9 protein-coding genes and 1 tRNA gene are annotated in these 18,104 nt (G+C 72.2%); 4 read left to right on the forward strand and 6 right to left on the reverse strand.

Annotation, left to right across the window (positions count from 1 at the left end; genetic code table 11):
• Window positions 1–15 precede the first annotated feature (15 nt).
• Both QM641_RS00505 and QM641_RS00510 read right to left on the reverse strand, forming a co-directional pair.
• A complete protein-coding gene (locus QM641_RS00505; protein WP_415112344.1) occupies window positions 16–201 on the reverse strand; it encodes a hypothetical protein in 186 nt (61 codons plus the stop codon).
• Window positions 188–3,856: an AAA family ATPase gene (locus QM641_RS00510; protein WP_415112458.1), complete on the reverse strand. Its 3,669-nt coding sequence runs from the start codon at window positions 3,854–3,856 to the stop codon at window positions 188–190. Before QM641_RS00510 ends, QM641_RS00505 begins: the two co-directional genes overlap by 14 nt.
• Window positions 3,857–4,151: 295 nt before the next feature.
• Between QM641_RS00510 and QM641_RS00515 the strand changes: the two genes are divergently transcribed.
• The 3 genes from QM641_RS00515 to QM641_RS00525 all read left to right on the forward strand — a co-directional run bounded on the left by QM641_RS00515 (window position 4,152) and on the right by QM641_RS00525 (window position 5,479).
• On the forward strand, window positions 4,152–4,676 hold the full coding sequence (locus QM641_RS00515) for a methylated-DNA--[protein]-cysteine S-methyltransferase (protein WP_415112346.1): 525 nt from the start codon (window positions 4,152–4,154) through the stop codon (window positions 4,674–4,676).
• 114 nt (window positions 4,677–4,790) lie between these two features.
• The gene (locus QM641_RS00520; RefSeq protein WP_415112348.1) at window positions 4,791–5,132 is read left to right on the forward strand and encodes a histone-like nucleoid-structuring protein Lsr2; all 342 of its coding nucleotides are present in this window, start codon (window positions 4,791–4,793) and stop codon (window positions 5,130–5,132) included.
• A gap of 275 nt (window positions 5,133–5,407) precedes the next feature.
• A tRNA-Arg gene (locus tag QM641_RS00525) sits at window positions 5,408–5,479 on the forward strand.
• Between the two features lie 66 nt (window positions 5,480–5,545).
• On the opposite strand, the gene QM641_RS00530 is transcribed toward QM641_RS00525, so the two are convergent.
• Window positions 5,546–6,463, reverse strand: a complete 918-nt coding sequence (locus tag QM641_RS00530; protein WP_415112350.1) for an antibiotic biosynthesis monooxygenase — start codon at window positions 6,461–6,463, stop codon at window positions 5,546–5,548.
• A 165-nt stretch (window positions 6,464–6,628) separates the two neighbouring features.
• On the opposite strand from QM641_RS00530, the gene QM641_RS00535 reads away from it, so the two are divergent.
• Window positions 6,629–7,912 carry a DUF222 domain-containing protein gene (locus QM641_RS00535; RefSeq protein WP_415112352.1) on the forward strand — a complete coding sequence of 428 codons (1,284 nt, stop codon included), beginning with the start codon at window positions 6,629–6,631 and terminating at the stop codon, window positions 7,910–7,912.
• Between the two features lie 170 nt (window positions 7,913–8,082).
• On the opposite strand, the gene QM641_RS00540 is transcribed toward QM641_RS00535, so the two are convergent.
• The 3 genes from QM641_RS00540 to QM641_RS00550 all read right to left on the reverse strand — a co-directional run bounded on the left by QM641_RS00540 (window position 8,083) and on the right by QM641_RS00550 (window position 18,075).
• On the reverse strand, window positions 8,083–8,913 hold the full coding sequence (locus QM641_RS00540; protein WP_415112354.1) for an Ltp family lipoprotein: 831 nt from the start codon (window positions 8,911–8,913) through the stop codon (window positions 8,083–8,085).
• Window positions 8,914–9,305: 392 nt separating this feature from the next.
• Entirely contained in the window at window positions 9,306–14,189 is a 4,884-nt protein-coding gene (locus tag QM641_RS00545) for a hypothetical protein (RefSeq protein ID WP_415112356.1), read from the reverse strand.
• A gap of 4 nt (window positions 14,190–14,193) precedes the next feature.
• Entirely contained in the window at window positions 14,194–18,075 is a 3,882-nt protein-coding gene (locus QM641_RS00550; RefSeq protein ID WP_415112358.1) for a hypothetical protein, read from the reverse strand.
• Between the last annotated feature and the right edge of the window lie 29 nt (window positions 18,076–18,104).

Here is an 18,104-nt window from a genome sequence, read left to right on the forward strand (position 1 = left end):
GGCCGAGGCATCCGCTCAGTAGTGCGGAGGCACCTCTCGACGCAGCCGTTCGTCGTTCGGACCGGATGCCGCGACCGCCCGCTCGGTCGCGGCATCCGCCGTCTCCGCCCCCGGTTCGCCGGAGGTGCCCGGCGCCGGCGTCAACCTCGCCCGACGCGCTCCCGGCACCCGGACGATGCGCTGGTGATCACTCGATGACATCGATCGGCTGCGTCGAGGTGTGCGAGGCCGGCGTCTCCGGCGGGGCGCCGAGGATCGCGGCGATGCGCGCGGCGACGTCGGCCGGGTCGCTGTACAAGTCGAAGGCATGCACCCGCACGTAGTGCCAGCCGAGCCGACGGAGGATCTGCGGACGCAGCCGCAGCGACTCCCGCAGCGACTCCCCCGTCGTCTCCGGGTCGCTCTCCACCACGACCGCCTTGCCCTCGCGCTGGGCCACCAGCGGCAGGCGGCCGCGATAGTCCACGTCGACCGCGACGCCGAGGCTGCGCAGCTGACGGGCAAGCCCCAGCGTGAGCGGGTCGGCGAGGTCCTCCAGGCGTGCGTCGCGGGCCCGTGCGGCGATGCCGCCGAGCACCGACATCAGCATCGCCGCGCCGTACTCCAGGCGCCCGCCGTCGAACGAAGAGGGCCGGATCGAGGAGACGATCACCATCGAGCGCCGCGCCCGCGTCATGCCGACCGTCAGCAGCCGCTCCCCGTCGGGGCGGGACAGGTCGCCGAAGTCGCTCAGCACGCGACCGTGCTTGGTGAGCCCGAAGCCGAGCGAGAAGATCACCCGGTCGCGGCTCTCGGCCACCGACTCGTCGAGGGTGTGCACGGCGAAGGGCTCCGCGGTGTCGCGCCCCACGAAATCGGCCACATCGGCCCGGCCGGCGAACGCCTCCGACACCGCGCCGCGCACGCGCTCGGCGTGGCGCGGAGAGGCGGTGACGACCATGAGCGACTCGGTCGGCCGGTTCACGGCGTGCTCGACCACGAGGGTGACGACGCGGGCCACCTCGGCGTCGGGGCTCTCCACGCCGCCGGTGACCGGGTCAGGGGTGCCGCTGCCGCCCTCGACGTAGTCCACAGTGAGGCTGCCACGGCCGAGGTAGGAGCCCGCCCAGGGGAGGGAGACGATCTCGCCGCCGTAGAACGCATCGTTGACGAGCTCGGCGAGGTCCTCGCCGCCGGCGCGGTAGCTGCGGGTGAGGGTCTCGACCGGCACGAGCTCGGCGAGCCGCTCGAACACGCTCGTGTCGTCGGGCTCGTCCTCGTCGTCGGCGGCCACGATGCCCGCCGCGACGCGGAAGGGCGTGGGACGTTGGGTGACCGGATCGCCGAACAGCACGACCTGGCGGGCACGACGGATCGCCGGCGCCGCCTCGGCGAGATTCAGCGCACCCGCGTCGGCGATGATGACCACGTCGAAGTCGGGCCGGTCGGGGATCGTGGGAACGTCGTACGGGGTGGACAGCCACACCGGCGCGAGCGTGCGCAGCAGCGTCGGGGCAGCCGCGATGAGCTCCGCGGCATCCGACACCCCTGCCCGCAGCGCCGTCTTCAGCGCCTGTGCCTCAGCCGCCTCGTCGACGATCGCGATCCGCCAGCGGGTGGCCAGCTCGGCGGCCAGCAACGGACCCGCCGAGGCCGCGTGCGCCTCGTCCACGAGGCGGAAGTCGCGTTCCAGCCGGTCGACGACCGACGTGTTCGCACCCAGGAGCGCCCGCTCGCTGCGCAGCAGCGCCTCCAGCACCGACTGCCACCAGGCGAACTCGAACTCCGTCGCCACGCGATCCTCCGGCACGTGCCGCATCGACAGCTCGGTCAGCAGCGCATCGAGCCCCAGCGCCGCCAGGCGACTGCGCAGCTCCGCGCGCTCGACGAGGTTGTCGAACATTGCCGATTCCGCGGCGAGCCCGCCGAGGGTTCGCACAAGCTCGGGGATCGGCGTCTCGGCAAGCGGCATCGTACGACCGAGCACCCGGTCGAGCTCGGCCAGGTCGGCATCCACGCTCTGCCATGCCGTCGCGAGGTCGTCGAGACCCGCCGGCAGTTCCGGCAGCACCCCGGGCTCGACCAGCCGCTCCCAGGCGGTCCGCTGCTCCTGCACGCGCACGAGCGCCTCGTGCATGTCGCCGACGTGCATGCCCGGGCGCACGTACTCCTTCGCGAGGCGGCGCAGGTGCCGGCGCTGCGTGCGGGTCATCGACGCGACGGTGCCGCGCGGCGCGTGCGCCTGGATGAGCTCGCCGAGGGGCCGCTCGAACACGGTGAGGCTGAAGCGGTCGAGCGAGGAGCGGATGCCCTGCAGGAGCCGGAGGTAGCTCCCGAGCCCCGCGACGGTCGTGAACGGCCGCATCCTCGTCTGAGCCGTCAGCTCGTAGCCGCGCTCGAGCAGCGTCGGCACGTCGCTGCGGTGCAGGCGGCCGGCGAGGCCGTGCGCAGCGCGCGCCTGCTCGGTCGTCTCGAACGCCACGCCGTACCAGGGCGAGTCGTCCGGACCGAATCGGAACTCCCCGAGCCGGGCGGCCGCGGCCAGCGCCGTGGCGGCCTCGTCGCGGCGGGAGGCGAGCCGCTGCAGCGTGGCGAGCTCGAACCGCGTCTCGGTCTGCGGCTGCGGCTGGTCGGTGACGAGCGTCGAGAGTGCACGCAGCGCCTGCAGTGCCGAGACGCCGAGCTGCGGATGCCGTTCGGTGAGGGCCACGCGGTAATCCCGCAGCACCGAGCGCAGCCGTACGAGCGCGTCGTCGACCTCGCTGACCTTGGGCGGCTGGGCCTTCTCGTTGCGCGCGATCGCGCGGATGAGGTCGCGGTGCAGGCGGCTCGGCGACACCGTGAGCCCGGGCAGCGCGATGCCCGCCAGCCGGTGACGCACCCCCTCCAGGGTCGAGCGGCGGGCGCTCACGACGAGCACGCGCTTGCCGGTGCGCACGAGCTCGCCAACGGCGTTGATGACCGTCTGCGTGCCACCGGTGCCGGGAAGGGTGTGCACCGCGAGCGACTGCCCGGCGACGATCCGCGCCAGCACCGCCTCCTGCTCGGCGTCGGCGTCCAGCAGCAGGCGGTCGGAGGCCGGCGGACGCTCGTCGGCGCCCACGACCGGTGGCACCGGTCGGCGGAGGGAGACCTCTTCGCGCGCGTCGACGTCGCCGGCGAGCGCGTCGAGGACCGGATGGCCGAGGTCGACGGCATCCCGCACCATCGCGGCCGACGCGTCGGCGAAGGTCGACACGATCAGCCGGGGCTGCACGGTGAACGTCTCGATGTGGGAGGTGAGCGCGCGGAGCCGATCGATGACCGGCTGCGGCTGGAACACGCCCTCCGCCTGGGCGAGCGCGGCCAGGGCCCGCCCGTCGAGCTCGATGCCGAAGTGCGTGCGCACGGCGGTCACGAGCTCGGGGTTGATCGCGAAGGAGCCGTGCAGCGTGAGGTCGAAGTCGGCGTGGTGGCGGCGGATCCGCAGCGGACGCAGCAGCACCGGTGCGCGGAAGGACGCCTCGCCCACGCGCCACGACGCCATGCCCACGGCGAGCGCGACGGTGTCGAGCCCCCGTGCGGTGCGCAGCTCGACGTCCTTCGCGGCGATGCGGTCGGCGGCCAGACGCGCGGTGCGGAGCGCCACCTCATCACGGAAGAGGTTCGACAGCAGCGTGGAGCGACCGGTGATGAACTGCGGGAGGCTGCCGGGGTGGGCCTTGGCCACGTCGATGCCGGCGTCGCCGGCGTCGGCGTAGTGCAGCAGCGCGGACGGTCCGCCCAGCCGGGCGGTCTCGGCGCGCAGCCGCTCGCGCGCCGCCTCGACGGGGGTCGCCTCGCCTGCGGCGGCGGACTCGTCGTCTGCGGGGGCGGCCTGCTCCGTCGCGTCCGTCATCGCCGGGTTCTCCGCTGTCGCGTGCTCGGGGTCCGTCGGGTCCGGCACGGCGCCGTCCTCTGCTCGCCACACACGACATACCCTATGCGCCCGGGCGGGCCGCGCGCTGCGCGGTCACCGAGTTTCGCCCGATTGCCCGGCTTTCCCGGCCCGCCGCGGTTCGCCGCGGCTCGACGCGGCTCGACGCGGCTCGACGCGGCTCGAGGACCTCTCCCCCATCGCGAGTTTCGGGAATCTCTCCACGGATGCCGGATGCTGCGGCCGCCGGGGCAGCGCCGCGGGTCATCATGGGTTCATGATCCGCACCGCGTTCCGCATCCACCCCACCCCGCTCGGCGACGCCCTCATCGTCGTCGGCGACGAGGGTCTCGTCGTCCTGCACGTGCAGGACGGACCGGACGACGACGCGCTGCACGAGCTGGCCGAGGCGCTCGGGGCGTTTCCGGATCCGGATGCCGAGGCCACGGCATCCGTCGCGACCCAGCTCGACGAGTACTTCGCAGGGTCACGGCGCGCGTTCGAGCTCGACCTCGACCTGCGCCTGGTGCGCGGGTTCACGCGGGCAGCCCTGCGGGCCGTGTGCGAGATCCCGTACGGCGAGACCGCATCGTACGGCGAGGTTGCGGTCGCCGCGGGGTCGCCGCGCGCGCATCGCGCGGTCGGGTCGGCGTGCGCGCGCACGCCGATCTCGATCGTGGTGCCCGCACACCGCGTCGTCCGCACGGACGGCTCGATCGGCGAATACGGCGGCAGGCCCGAGCACAAGCGTTTCCTCCTCGGCCTCGAAGCCGGCGGGATATCGACCTCGGCGCGCGAGTAGGCCGCGCGCTCGGGCGGCCCCGGGAGGCATTCCCGGGGCCATGTGGGCGTTTTAGCGAAAGAAATCGCGGAATGTGTGCATTGTCCTCCGGCCACTGTGATTAGTATTGTCGTCATGGCCCGCAGAATCGTTCATCAGCTCGTCGACGACCTCGACGGAACCCTTCTCGACACCGGCGCAGGAGAGACCGTGCGGTTCTCCCTCGACGGCGTCGCTTACGAGATCGACCTCACCGAGGAGCACGCCGCCGCGCTGCGCGACGCGTTCGCACCCTATGTCGCGGCCGGTCGCTCGGTGTCGTCGCGTCCCGCCGCGCGCGGGTCGCGGACGCAGCGCCGCGCCGGCCAGCGCGACTACGGTCCCGTGCGCGCATGGGCGGCCGAGAACGGGTATTCGCTGTCGTCTCGCGGACGCATTCCCGCCTCGGTGCTCGAGGCGTACGACGCCGCACACTGAGGGCAATCGGCGCGCTCGCTTGCCGGATTCCCCGGCGCACGGCACAAGCTTCGCGGCACGAAGTTCGCGGCACGAAGTTCGCGGCACGAAGTTCGCGACACGAAGTTCGGACAATCGTGCGTACTTCGGAGGATTCGGCCGAAATCCTCCGAAGTACGTGCGATTCTCCGAAGTCTGTGAGTCGTAAACCGGCAGCGCGCAGCGGCGGTTCGCGCCGCCGGTCCCGCCGGGCTCGCGCGCGACGCGGATGCCACCGGATTAGACTCGTGGCACCGGCCTCTCTAGCTCAATGGAAGAGCAGTTGCGTCCTAAGCAAACGGTTGGGGGTTCGAGTCCCTCGAGGGGCACTCGTTGACCCCCGCGTCATTGTTCCGAGCGAACCGCACAGATCGCCCACCTGCACGGGCGGGAGCTTACACCTGAAGCAGCGGGATCACGGCGAACACCGCGAGCAGCACGGCGTAGCCGGCGCCCACGGCGACCACCCCCAGTGCGCTCACCCGCGCGCTCGCGGACGGATCGAGCCAGCGTGCGAGTGCGCGGTGGACGAGCGGCAGCAGCACCCAGCTCAGGAGACAGACGCTGATCCCCAGGCTCAAGAACGTCACGAGCCACGGCTGCGGGGTCAGAGCGTGGAGCAACGGATTGACGAACCGCGCGAGCAGCATGACCACGGGGTAGAGGATCAGCTGCATCATCAGCGCGATCTTCCACGTGGGAGTCATGATCGCCCTGCCGCCGGCGACCTGGACCGTCGAGCCGAATGACGTCGCCGTCGTCACCTGGGTCTGCCCGCCGAGCAACGCGGTGCGTTCTGGAAGAGCCCTGGTCAGCTCCGGAGAGGAAAGCCAGGCCTGAAGATGCGCAGCGGTGCGGAAGCGGATGATCGACGCCCAGTGCGGCTGGTGCGCAGCCGGAGGGAACACGGCGGAGCCCTCATAGCCCGGCTGGGCGCGCTCGGCCCGCGCGAGGTCCTCGGCGGTCGCGACGAACGCCTCCTCCCGGCCCGGGACGGCGACGTCGCGCACCAGCACCACCCCCGGCGTGTGCGGGACACCATCGACGAACAGCTCCATGCCCAGCCGCGGGAAGCGAGTGCCGACGAGGCGGCCACGGGCGCGGTCCAGCCACTGGTGCAGCCGTCCTTCGTCGTCGAAGGCGACCGCGATCGCCCAGTCCAGCAACGGGGACGCGAGGACCGAGAGCCGCCACCCCGAGAAGCCCGGGGCCGCCGCGGCATCCGCCCCGACCTCCTCTGCGAAAGCGGCGAAGTCCTCCGCCTCGCCGGTGCGATGGAAGCTGAGAAACACCGTCGCCTGACCGTCGACCACCGGATCACCTGCTCTCTGCGCGGCACGTCGTGCCGGGAACGCCTCGTCGCGTCCCGAGCAAACCCTAGCGCCGGTGCGGCAGACGCGATAAGTGGGGAAGTTTACTTCGATAATCAACTGCCAGTACTCTTTACATCATGAGTACTCTTGTTCTATAATGGATGCATGGAAGCGATCCCGATGCCGCGTGATCCGTTCGAGGGCGCGCCGCTTCCGGAGTTCACCGGGCCCGTGACCGCACCGGATGACCTGGACCTGGTGTGTGAGGTCGATGGCATGGTCGCGATCTTCGCGGCGCAGCGGTACGCGAACATCGAGGTGCTGCGGCGCCGTGCCCTGACCGGCGCCGGGTACGGGGCACAGGCAGACATCGCGCAGCGCTCGCTGCGACTCGAACTGGCCGCGGCGCTGCGGGTCTCCGAGTACGCCGCGGGCATGCTCCTCGCCCGCGCCGAAGCGCTCTGCACACGCTACCCGGAGACCCTGGAGGCCCTGGGGCGCGGGCGGATCACGGAGCGGCACGCCGAGATCATCGCCGACGAGCTCGACCGCATCGAACCCGACGTGGCGGCACGGCTCGCACCGGCCGCCCTGGACCTGGCCGAGGCCGAGCCGGTCGGCGTGTTCCGTCGCAAGCTCGGCAAGCTGATCGAGACCGCCCGGGCCGAGACCCTCACCGAGCGGCATGAGAAGGCGCTCACAGAGCGGCGCACCTGGGTGCAGCCGGGCACGGAGGGGATGGCGACCCTGGAACTGCACGCACCCGCGGTCGAGGTGCACGCCGCCCACGAGCGTGCCACCGCGATCGCGAAAGCCCTGAAGACCCGCGACGGCGAGACGCGCTCCCTCGATCAGCTGCGCGCCGACGTGATGTGCGACCTGCTCATCGACGGCGACACCTCAGCGCACCCGGCCGAGGCGAGCGGCATCCGCGCCAGCGTGGTCGTCACGGTGCCCGCCCTCGCGCTCCTCGACGACGAGCACGCGGCCGCGAGCGACCCGGCCGTCGTCGAAGGCGTCGGCCCCATCCCGATCGAGACCGCCCGAGAGCTGTGCGGCGGGGCCGACGGGTGGATGCGGGTGCTGACTCATCCCGAGACCGGAGTCGTGCTCTCGGTCGGACGCAAGAGGTACCGGCCGCCGGCATCCCTGCGACGTCTCGTGCGCTGGCGTGCCGACCGGTGCATGGCTCCCGGGTGCGGCATGCCCGCCTCGCGCTGCGAGATCGACCATAACGTGGCCTGGGAGCACGGCGGGCACACCGCCGTCTGGAACAACGCCCCGTTCTGCAAAGGGCACCACATCGTCAAACACCACGGCAACTGGACCATCCGACAACGGGACGGCGGGGCCATCGAATGGAGCTCACCGACCGGCAGACGCTATCTCGTCGAGCCTGAACGGCCCATGCCCGTGTTCCGCGCTGCGCACGAACCCGCGCCCTTCTAGCCGGATCACTCGGCTGATTCAGCGACGGCGTCGTCGATCCTTCACCCGCGGCAATCGATCGCCACGGCGTGGAGATCTCCGGCCCCGTGAGACTCTCGGGTCGGAACGGCGCAACGGCGAACCGCGGGAACGGAGCGGGTGGCCCGCCGATATGTCGACGGGCCACTCGCTCAGAGGCCGACGCCGTCGAGTGCGTAGTTGGCCTGCTCCGGGGTGAACTGCCCACCGTACTGACTGGTCAGCTGGTCGAACAGGCCCTGCCGCGAGAACCCGCTGATCTTGAGATAGGACTGGGCACTCTGGAGCGCTTCCTCGTTCCAAACGACCTGACCGGTCTGCTCCAGTGTGGCCACCGCGAACTCGGCATCGGCAGCCTCGTACCCCTCGCCGTACTGGCTGGTCAACTGTTCGATCAGTCCGGCGCGGGAGAACCCCATGAAGGACAGATATGACTTTGCAGAGCGAATCGCCGAGTCCTGTGCGACGGTCAGATTCGGCTTCTCTTGAAGCGTCAGCTGCACAGTCGATCCCTCCTCGGCCTGCTCTCCGGCAGCGACGTCCTGTGCCGTGACCGGCATCGTGGGATCCCCGTTGCCGAAGTCGACGCGGAAGCCCAGCGCGGACAACGTCGTTTGAGCATCTGAGCCGGTCATCCCCACGACGTTCGGAACGTCAACGAGGACCGCCGGCGCTTCTTCGACCGGCGCCTGCGACGCGATGCGCGGCGCCGCGACATCGTTGTTGCGCTCTCCGCCGAGTGCGCCAGCGATGCCGGACACGACGACGATCCCACCGATGACGGCGACCGGTATGACGAGGGCCTTCCGCTTGTACCAGCGACGCTTGGCGGCGGTGGCGCTCTGGGGCTGGATCTGAGGCGCCGCGGGGCGGACACGATCCGTCCAGGTCGTTCCGTCGTACCAACGCTCGGTGCCCGGGACCGTCGTGTCGACGTACCAGCCGGCCGCGTAAGTCGGCTGTTCTCGATCGGTGATGGTCATTGTTGTTCCCCCTGATGGATGCCGAGGAGAACGACCGTCCCGATGCCGAGACGAGCACGCCCGTTCCTCAACAGATTGAGTGTCTGGGACTCCCCACAAGTCCCGTGACGCCTCCCCAGGGCGTCAGCTCACAGTAGCGACCGCGCGGATCAGAGCGATAGCGACCCAAGAGAATGCTGAGCTGACCCTGAGCTGCGGCGCTATACGAAGGGAAGACCTCGGACACCGCGCCGCAACACGCCCACGCGAGGTCGTCAGCCGCCGAATGCAGCCCGGACAAAGGCCGGATCGCTCCAAGGCTCGCCAGAAGCGCCGGATCGCAACATCCAGCCTTTGTCCGGGCGGGATTCCGAACGAAAGCCGCACCAACCGCGCGTGCGCCGCGCCGATCGTCAGAGGTAGATCTCGTCGGCGAACACGAGCCGCTGCTCCCACACCGGGGGCGGTGCGGCCAGCCCGGCGCCACCCGGCTCGGGGTCGCCCGGGAACCGCTCCCACTCCTCGACCGTCACGCGCCAGGCGGATGCCTCGGGCCCGGGCCGCTGCAACGGCACGAGCTCATCGGAACCGAGGGTGGTCCCCCACGCGATGAGGTTGCGGTCGCGCTCGAAGGCGGCGACCTCCATGCGCCGGGTGTCGACGGTGATCCAGCCGAGGTCGCCGGGGAGGTCGGGGTCGGCCCGCTGCAGCCGCGCCACGACGAGCCGGTTCTGGCGGATGGCGTCCAGATCGGCCTGCACCTGGTCGCCGCGCACCGGGTTGCGACGCAGGACGATCGGCCCGCTCACCACGACGCGCGCCTCGTGCTCGTCGAGGCGGCTGACCAGCGCGGTGCGCTCCGGCGGCACCTGCACGAAGTCGGTGATGACGGGCGTGGACAGCTCCAGCCCGGACAGGCTCTCCGGCTGGAATCGCGCGACGGCGAGGCGCAGGAACGGCCACGCCACCGCGCCCGGGTTGAGCGCGACGTCGACGTACCAGAGCCGGCGCTGCGGGTTGTACTGGGGACGGTAGCCGAGCGCGGTCGCGGTGTAGGTGGCGTCCTTCCCCGCCCCGGTCGGCAGCACCAGCCCGGTGCGGAGTGCGACCGGCTCCCCGGGCCGCCACACGTCATCGATGCCGGTGGCGCGCCAGAAGTCCACGAGGGTCAGCGAGTGCAGGTGAGGGTCGTCGAAACCGGCGCCGAGCCAGATCGGGTCCTGCGCCCACAGCGACGACGGTCCGGCCGGCGACGAGCCGTCGAGCACGACGCCGAGGAGCTCGCCCTCCCCCGACGAGAACCAGGGCCGCTCCAGGTAGATGCGTACGCCCGCGCGGCGTTCATGCCGCTCGGCGATCGGCTGGCCGGGCTGCACGGTGCCCTCGTCGTCCGCCGGGGCCGCCGCACCAGGGTCGTCGTGCGACCAGCGGAACAGCGGCACGACCGAGTGCACGACCGGCGGATCGGGCCGCGCCGACGAGGGCACCGAGAGCCGCAGCACGTCGCTGACCACGCTCGACCCGTCGTCGAACTCGGCGGCATCCGGTGCCGGGGTCAGCAGCGGCGGCGGGAAGTACTCGCGGAACCGCGTCGAGGCGCGCAGGCGATAGTCGACCATGCGGTGCTTCGTATCGCCGAACTCGTGCCGCGTGCCGTGGATACGGATGCTCGGGTCGGCGGCCCAGTCGAGGTCGCCGCCGGGCAGGAACTCCTGCCCGAACAGGATGCCGAGCCGCTCGTGGTCGCTCACACGCGTCGTCCCCGCGATGCCGCGGCTGGGCCGCTCCTCCCAGACGGCGAGGCCCAGGTCGTCGACCGGGTCGCTCCACGACGCCTCGATCGTGAGCTGTTCGGTGCTCGGGCCGTGCACGTGCACGCCGCCGAAGAAGCTCGCGTACGTCGCGGCGGCCGGGCGGACCGAGCGGATGCCGACCGGTCGGGGCGCCTGCACGGGACGGGGTACCGCGTGGACGAGCAGGACGTTCTCCTTCGGCGTGAGCGACCACAGGTATCCGTCGCGCGCCGCCTCGGCGACGACCTCCAGCGCCTGCACGCTCGCCGGGAGGCTCCGCCACATGCCGAGCTCGCGCAGCGCCCGCGGCTGCAGGCAGCTGGAGAGCCGGAACCGCTGGATCGTGCCGGCCGGCAGCGCGATGTCGATGACGCGACCGTCGACGACGGCCCGCGGCGTCGGCCCGTCCGTGAGTGTGAGGCGGTAGGGCCGCACGCGCGGCCAGCCGGGCTCGTCGAGCGCGTAGTCGGCGGTGAAGCCCTCTATGCCGAACGGCATCGGCAGCTTCGGGTCGGTGGTCGCGTCGGGGAAGACGAGCGACACGCCGCGCGCGAGCGGGTCGGGCAGGTAGGGCAGCACGAGGTCGTCGACGTCGTGGACCACGTACTGGCCGGCCGGCGGCGCCTCGCCCTGCGGCAGCGGGAGGGTGACGAGGTCGGCGGGATCGACGCCCGGGTCGTGCACGAGTGCGACGCCGCTCAGCGGGGTGCGAGCGCCGGGCGCGTCGAGGTCGGCCACGTCGATGTCGGTCAGGGCGCCGTTCTCGCGCAGCGCCACCCCGAGCGCGGCGGTGAGCCCCGCGGGCGAGCCGTCGCCGACGAGCCCGTCGAACGCGCCGTGGTACTCCGCCTGCAGCTGGCCGATCTTCGGCGGCACGAGATGGCGCTGGCCGACCGCCTGGAACGCCGTCTCCGGATCGGCGGCGAGCACGGTCCCCCGGTAGGCCTCGGGGCCTGCGACGGTGACCGCGAGCGAGTCGGCATCCTGCGTCACGCCGCTGCGGATCACGACGACCCGCTGCGACTCCCCCTCGCTGTACCGGGCTCGCGGCACGAGAGTCGGCGGCGGCACCGGATCCCAGCGCAGGAACGGCCGCGGCGCCGTCATCGTCAGCAGCGCCTCCTGGACCAGGCCCGGGTCGATGAGCCCGGGATCGATCGTGGCGACGCCGCGCCCGAGCTGCGCCGCGACCGCCGGCGACAGTGTCGCCCGATCCGCCGACGCGGTGACGCCGAACGACGCGCCCGGTGCGGTCACGAACGCCTGGCGTACGGTCTCCGTCACGGTGCTCGCCCTCGAGGAGACGGATGCCGCGAGCACGTCCGCGTCGCCGAGGGTCGCGGCGACGTCCGCCCGACCCAGGATCGAGGAGATCTCGGCGCGCAGTGTGCTCTGCTCCCGGCGGCCGAGGGTCGGCGCGGGGCGATCGGGGACGACCGACTCGGGGTCGGCGACGGCGGCCACCGCGGCCTCGCGCAGGGCCTCGCCCACCGTTCCCAGGCGGCCGAGTCCCGACGCGGCGGCGACCCGGTCGGCATCCCGGGTCAGCTCGGCGTTCAGCGTGGTGTCGAGCCGGGCGGTCAGATCGTCGGGGAGGGTGACCCGCCCGAGTCCGGCGGTCAGGCGCGCGCGGAGCGCGGCCGCGTCCAGTCCGCGCAGTCGTGGCTGCAGGCGGCCCTCACGGCGCCCTCGCAGACGCACGCCGTCCTCCGGTGCACCGCCGCCGTCCGCCGGCTCGCCGTCCTCCGCCGGCAGGCGCGGCGGCCGCACATTGCCGGCGAGGTCGACGAGCCAGGCGCGCAACGCGTACTCGCGCCCGTAGCGCAGGCGCGGGAGCGTGCCCGGCACGATCGTGTTCGTGAACCCGATCGGGTTCGTGGCGTCGACCGGCACGTCGACGGGCGGCGGCTCCACGACCTCCTCCAGCCGGGTCGAGCCGTCCGGCTGCGTCACGAGCTCGGTGCGCACGCGCTTGCCGGGCTTGGGCACCGACAGGCTCCAACCCTCCCAGCCGAACACCGCCTCGTGCACGTTGACCGGCGGCGCGGGCGCATCCGGCGCGACCGGGGTCTCCTCCGCCGGCGCGCCCTGGGTGAAGCCGTGCCCCTCGCCGAGGTCGATCGGATCGTCGAGCCCGGCGAGCTGCGCAACCGTGCGCCGCGCGTGCAGCGACCGCCACACGGCATCCTGGACGTCCCACACCTCGACCCGCAGACCGCGCGCCACGTCCTCGCTCATGAGCTCGAGGCCACCGCCGGCCGGAGGCGTCGCCGTGGCGAACTGCGCCTCGAGCTGCTTCTGCCTGGCCAACCGATCGAACAGGGCGGATGCCTGGCCCCGGCGCGCGACGGTGAACCCCTGCGATCGCAGCCCCGGCGAGGCCGCGTCGCCCGGTTCGCGGTTGGCCTGCCCGAGCATGAGCCGGGGCAGCACGCGCAGGTACTGCTCGGCCTTCAGCGCGGTGCCATCGGCGTCGGTGTCGAGCACGGCGAACCGGTCGGTGTCGCCGATGGCCAGCGCCCCGCGGCGCCATTCGGCGGTCGCCGGCACGGTGACCAGGGCCCCGTCGGCGACGGCCTCGCACCGCACCCGGGGTGCCGCGCCGGTGACCGTCGCCGCTGTGGTCTGCACGGTCAAGGTCGCCGCCAGCCAGCGCGAGGTCCGAAGCCGCGCCGGCTCGGTCACGACGAGGTCGATCACGAGCCCCAACCGGCGCAGCAGCTCGCCGTGATCTCCGACCATCGCGACGCGCTCGTGGAACTCGGGGGTCTTGGGCGTCAGCGGATCCGGCGGCGGAGCATCGGGCACCGCCTGATAGGGGTTCGCCGACTCGGGCCGGTCGTAGTAGCGACGCGCCTCGTGGAGCGCGGACAGGACCCCCAGCATCCCGTTGCCGGCGACGCTCGCGAACCGGTCGGCGCTGCGCGGGCCCCGGCGGTCGTCTCCGGTCTCGCCGATCGCCCGGTCGAGGAGCTCGGTCCAGCGCTCGTCGTCGACCGGTCCGATGCCGCGCCGGTCGCGCGTGATCACCTCCAGCTGGCGCAGCGTGCCGACGAGCTCGTTCGCGAGCGGGTGCGATCCGGGCGCGGGCGGGTCGACGATCGACGACATCGAGGTGAGGAGGCCGATGAGCTTGCCGGTGTCGTGCACGGTGCGCGCGTCGAACGTGCGCCAGCGGCGCTCGTCGAGCGGCGGGACGACGTTCGCACGCACCGGCGTGGAGTCGGGAAACAGCGCGTCCCAGGCAGCCGCATCGAGCGGATCGAGCACCGGCGTGCACGCGATGACGCCGGCCTGGTCGCGCAGCTCGACGGTGAGCCCGTCGCGCGCGGCCGCCGCCCAGTGCGGGAAGACCGCGAAGTCGGCGAGGGTCGTGCCTCCGGGCGAGGCCTCGGTGGCGGCATCCCCCGTCAGCTTCGGGGTCACGAACACGGACACGTGGAAGTCCTCGCCGGCCCGCGTCGAGTACGGCAGGGCGAGCGAGATGAGGTGCTCGTCGACCATGGGATCACGCCCCTTCCAGCGCGAACGCGCGCCAGTACTCGTCCCATGCCGGGGCGGTGCCGTCCGGTTCGAGCAGCTGGTCGCGCAGCGACGGGTCGCCCTTGGAGCCGGCGAACTGCCGCGTGCACTCGATCGTGACGCTGCCGGAGAAGCACAGCACCGACACCTCGATCGTCAGCCGCGCCGTGCCGATCATCTTGCCCGAGTCGAAGTGGTACACCAGCTCCAGGTACAGCTCGATCGACGCCGAGATGAGCCCGAGCACGTCGACCTCGCCGCGCAGGCGGAAGTACCCGGTGAGCGACCCCTTCTCGGACTCCAGCCGCAGGTAGATCCCGAGCGTCGCCGAGATGGAGCCGGATGCCACGCCGAAGTCGACCGCGAGCATGACGCCCGCCTCCAGGCCCAGCTCCAGCACCGTGAGCCCCTTGGGGTTCAGCCGGATGAGGAACCAGCCGCCGCCGCCGATGCACATGACCGAGAGGTTGAACGGCCGCTCCCTGGTGCAGAAGTTGAACCCGAAGCTCAGCGCCTCGCCGAGGAACGGCACCTGCACGTCGGCGCCGAGCGAGATGTTGGACAGGTTGAAGACGCCGACCGAGACGCTCGGGATCGGCAGGGTGAAGCCTGCTTTCAGCCCCGACGTGTCGACCTCCAGGAACGGCGGGTCGCTGAAGCCGTCGAGCGGGATGAAGTCCTTGAGCACCTCGACGAAGCTGAGGACGCCGAGGAACGTGATCTCGCCGAGATTGACGTCGACCTCGGCCTTGCCGTCGCTGCCGGCGATGAACGAGAGGTTCTCGAACGGGATGCGCACCAGCGGCGCGGCATCCTGATCCTCCTTGCCGAACAGGTGCAGGGTGAGCCCGCGGATCTCGGCCATCGCGCGCACCGACGCCGATCCGGTGCCGGAGACACGGCCCTCCACAGCGAGGGTGAACCCGTCCGGGGCCAGCTCGATGAGAGTGAAGTCGGCGTCGGGCCAGTGCGTGAACAGCCTCGGGTGGAAGTCGTAGCGGAAGGATGCCTCCAACCGCCCCGGCTCGAACGTCTCCAGCAGCCGCGTGAGCTGGGCGACCATGTCGGTCGCGGTGGCGGCGGTGCCGATCGCGTCCACGAGCGAGGCGAGGGTCGTCCGCACGACCGGCGGGATGAGCGGGTGCGTCACCGGCACCGCCCCGAGGGAGGCGGCCACGTTCTGGAATGCGGCGGCGAGGCCGGCGATCCGATCGCTGACCGGGTCGGGATTGTCCGGCGCGAGCAGGTCGCCGATCGCCGCGAACACGCCCTCGATCGGCGTCAGCGCCGCCTGTGCCGCGGCGGCCGCCTCGGCCGGCGCCGTCTCCACGACCTCGGTGAGCGAGGACAGGAGCTTCTCGATGTCGCCGACGAGCTTCGTGATCGCCTCGACCGCCTCGCTGGCGAGGTTCGGCATGTTCGCGAGGTCGGTGACGCTCTCGATCAGCTCCCACAGGTCGACGAGGCCGAACAGCTTCGGGAAGGCGCCCTTGAAGAACTCCTCCGGCTCGAAGGTCAGGTTCTCCATGTTCGCCACGTCGCCGACGGCGCCGGTGAGGGTCGACAGGCCTCGGATGGGAAGATCCGGCGTGACGAAGCCGCCGGCGCGGTCGCTTCCCGCTGCCGGGGTGCCGAACGACACCGCGGGCAGGGCCACGACCTCGTCGAGGGCGTCCTGCCGGTCGGTCTTCGCCTCCGGAAGCAGCACGTTCGCCCACACCTGGCCGCTGTTGGCGGCGCCGGGCTGAGCGCCCAGGCCGTTGGCGAGATAGGAGTCGTTGTAGACGATGCGGATCGGGCCGACGTTCGACAGGCGCCGAGCGGCATCCATCACGACGTCGGCGGAACTCAGGAACGGCGTCGACTCGCCGCGTGCGGCGCGGCCCCGGAAGCGCAGCGTCTGCGTCTCGGTCACCGAGTCGCCCGCAGGCGAACGCGGCGTGAACGCGAAGGCCTGCCCGAATGCCGGGATCACCCTGCGCGGATCGCCGTCGTACTCCTCGTCCACCTCGTCCGGCTTGTCGAAGTGCTCGGCGACCCACAGAAGGGGCGCGCGCAGGCTCCCCGGGCGGCCGTCCTTGTCCCACACGTCGAGCGAGAACGCGAACGAGGAGCCGTCGCCCAACTCGGGCCAGAAGTAGGTCTGGCTGCTGTAGTCGTCGTCCGCCACCGCATCGGGGTCGGCCAGCGGCGGCGTCGTGGTGGGGGTCAGATCGACGCGCGAGAAGGGCCAGTCCGCCGCGTCGTAGGTGCGGCTCGGCTCGCTCACCACGAGGAACTTGATCTGGTAGAGGCTCGCGACCGCCGGGTTCTCGGTCACGCGACGCTCGGTGATCTTCACGAGCGCCGCCGCGTGCCCGGTCGGATACAGGTACCCCGGGTAGACGACCCGCACCCACTGGTCTCGACCGAGCGGGGCGATGTGGTCCCACGCCAGCACCGACGGCATCCCGGGATCGAGGTTCGAATACTCCTTGGTGTACCAGGAGCCGTGCAGGTCGAGCCAGGCGCCGAGCGACGAGAGCCACAGCTTGTCCGCGCGCACCGGCCGCACCGAGCGCGGGTCGCGGATGCCGGGCCAGCGCTCCGCGGTCTGCCGCACGATGCGGTGCCGATCGGCGCGGTTGAGCGAGCCGCGGAAGGGCTGGTCGGCACCGCCCTGGGGAGTGGACAGCGGATGGTTCAGGTCGCTGTCCTCGTTGGTGCGCCACTGGGCCTGGGTCAGCCCGTCGCGGTCGCGCGTCCAGATCGCCCGTACGATGCGGCGCGCGTCGCCGCGCTCGGTGACGCTCTGCCCGCTCGCCAGCCCCAGGCGGCTGTGCCACAGCTCGACGTTGCGCGGCGTGTCGTCGGCGGCCACCGGCGCGTCGGCGTGCACCCAGCGCCCCTCGCTGGAGGGCGAGATCACCAGGCGGTAGGGCGCCTCGATCGCCGTCTCCTCCTCGGTGGGCCGGCGCGAGTAGCTCGCGCGCGGGACGGCGATGCGCTCGGGCCGCGCGACGAGATCCTTCAGCGCGGCCGGCAGCGCGGCGTCCGCCTCCAGCGCGGCACCGGCGGCCAGGGGCGTGCGTGCGGCGTCCACCCGCACGGCACGGAGATTCTGCGCGAGCTGCAGCGCGCCGGTCGTGGTCGCGGCATCCGGCGGCGGCTGCGCCCTCCGGTCGGCGGCCGTGGCGCGCTCGACGAGGATCTGCGCCCCGGTGTAGCGGGCGACGAGGTCGGGCCCGACCCAGACGATGCGGAAGCCGTCGGTCGCGTCGTCGATCGACCCGGCGCGACCGGGAGGGGCGGCGTTCGGATGCAGCACCGGCTCCAGCTCGGTCATCGCCCGCAGGATGCCGGCACGGGTGAACTCCACGCGATCGTCCGGGCCGATCGCGAACACCAGCCTGCTCTTGCGCGCCGGGCGGTAGCCGACCGGCATCGACGGCGCGTGGTTCGACGAGACGCCGGTGGAAGGAGCCCCCGGCGGCGCGGCGACGGTCTTGGTCGGGTCCATCGGATCGGGATAGGTCGACGCGCCGGTGTCGGTGACGTACTGCGCCTCCTCGTGCGCGTGCTGGAACGGGAAGGTCACGACCATGAGCCACGGCCCGTCGCCGGTGCGCGCCAGGTGCGGCGGCCCGTCGCCGTCCGTGACGACGCTCGCCCCGAAGACGTCGACGGAGAGGGCGACGAGGTCGCGCCCGCGCACGACGTCGACCGACACGTCGGGCTGGCGGGGCGCGCCCAGCCACGGCGGCAGGGTCAGGCGGTCGGCATCCGGCACGAACCGCCACCCGGCGTGGAACCGCTCCGCGGCGTCCGCACGGACGATCCGCGACGAGGGGTCGCGCGCGATGTCTCCTGGAGAAGTGCCGTCGGACATGCCGGGCCCCCGATCACTCAAACGCGCCG

It is taken from the genome of Microbacterium sp., from assembly GCF_047605725.1.
Classification (GTDB): domain Bacteria; phylum Actinomycetota; class Actinomycetes; order Actinomycetales; family Microbacteriaceae; genus Microbacterium.

Bases quoted from the DNA above. Each gene is read 5' to 3' on its own strand.
- QM641_RS00510 (WP_415112458.1), bottom strand. From the start codon at position 3,856: ATGACGGACGCGACGGAGCAGGCCGCCCCCGCAGACGACGAGTCCGCC.
- QM641_RS00540 (WP_415112354.1), bottom strand. From the start codon at position 8,913: ATGACCATCACCGATCGAGAACAGCCGACTTACGCGGCCGGCTGGTAC.
- QM641_RS00505 (WP_415112344.1), bottom strand. From the start codon at position 201: ATGTCATCGAGTGATCACCAGCGCATCGTCCGGGTGCCGGGAGCGCGT.
- QM641_RS00515 (WP_415112346.1), top strand. From the start codon at position 4,152: ATGATCCGCACCGCGTTCCGCATCCACCCCACCCCGCTCGGCGACGCC.
- QM641_RS00545 (WP_415112356.1), bottom strand. From the start codon at position 14,189: ATGGTCGACGAGCACCTCATCTCGCTCGCCCTGCCGTACTCGACGCGG.
- QM641_RS00550 (WP_415112358.1), bottom strand. From the start codon at position 18,075: ATGTCCGACGGCACTTCTCCAGGAGACATCGCGCGCGACCCCTCGTCG.
- QM641_RS00520 (WP_415112348.1), top strand. From the start codon at position 4,791: ATGGCCCGCAGAATCGTTCATCAGCTCGTCGACGACCTCGACGGAACC.
- QM641_RS00535 (WP_415112352.1), top strand. From the start codon at position 6,629: ATGGAAGCGATCCCGATGCCGCGTGATCCGTTCGAGGGCGCGCCGCTT.